General features: G+C 63.0%; 2 protein-coding genes. Both read right to left on the minus strand.

The window, feature by feature from the left end; translation table 11 throughout:
- On the minus strand, positions 1 to 1,328 hold a 1,328-nt coding region (locus tag RY1_RS29200; RefSeq protein WP_169914873.1), incomplete at its 3' end, for an AMP-binding protein.
- On the minus strand, positions 1,325 to 1,508 hold a 184-nt coding region (locus RY1_RS30400; protein ID WP_218019876.1), incomplete at its 5' end, for a hypothetical protein. The genes RY1_RS29200 and RY1_RS30400, both read right to left, overlap by 4 nt.

Genomic DNA, 1,508 nt, shown 5'->3' on the forward strand with positions numbered 1-1,508 from the left:
CCACCCACACCATCACCATCACCGGAATGCAACACCACCACCGCATCACCGACACCCACCACACCCGCCAACACAGCCTCCACCTCACCCAACTCCACCCGCATCCCCCGCACCTTCACCTGAAAATCCGAACGCCCCACGAACACCAACTCCCCACCCACACCCCACCGCACCACATCACCAGTGCGATACAACCGAGAACCAACACCACCCAACCCATCACCACCACCGAACGGATTCGCCACGAACCGACCCGCCGTCAAACCCGCCCGACCCACATACCCCCGAGCCAACTGCACACCCGAGACATACAACTCACCCACCACACCCACCGGAACCGGACGCAACCACCCATCGAGCACCACCACACCCGTGTTGTCCACCGGAACCCCGATCGGCACCACACCCGAACCCCCAGACCCCGAACCCCCAGACCCCGCACGCTCCAACCCCACACGCTCCAACCCCGCACGCTCGAACCCCACCGGCTCGAACTCCGCGAACGTCACCTCCACCGCAGCCTCCGCCGGACCATACGTATTGACCACCCGCACACCCCACCGCTCCCACACCCGCGACGCCAACCCCACCGTCAACGACTCACCACCCGACGACACGAACCGCACACCACCCGAACCCGAACCCACACCCGCCACCGCAGGCACCACACCCACCTCCAACATCGCCGCCAACACCGACGGCACCAACTCCACAAACCCCACCACACCCGAACCCAACACCGAACCCAAATACTCCACATCCCGCTCACCACCATCAACAGCCAACACCACCACACCACCGACAACCAACGGCCACAACAACTCCGGAATCGCCGGATCGAACCCGAACCCCGTCTTCGCAAACACACCCTCCCCCACACCCAACCCGAACACCGACTGCCGCCACCACACCAAATTCAACAACGCACCCTGCGACACCACCACACCCTTCGGCACCCCCGTCGACCCCGACGTATACACCACATACACCGCAGAACCCTCCCACACACCCACCGCCGACACCGGCGAACCATCCAACCCCTCCCACACCGCAACAACACCAGGATCATCAACCACCACAACAGAACCCACCCCAGAAAACACCCCACCGAAACGCTCACCCAACACCACCGACGTCACCACCACCGACGCACCACAATCACCCACCACAAACCCCACCCGATCCACCGGCCACCCCGAATCCACCAACACGAACACCCCACCCAACACCACCACAGCCGCCACAACCTCCACCAACACCACACCACGACCCAACACCACCACCACCCGAACCTCAGGACCCACACCCAACCCACCCAACAACCTCACCCACCGAAAAACACCACCACCAAACACATCGACACCCACACCCACACCACCACCATCAACCACCACAACACCCGAACCCAACACCAACCGAGACACCACCAACGCACCCACCGACACAAACCCACGACCCACAACACCACCACCCACAACACCAACACCACCCACAACCAACCCCGACAC

Source organism: Rhodococcus yunnanensis NBRC 103083 (assembly GCF_001895005.1).
GTDB lineage: Bacteria > Actinomycetota > Actinomycetes > Mycobacteriales > Mycobacteriaceae > Rhodococcoides > Rhodococcoides yunnanense.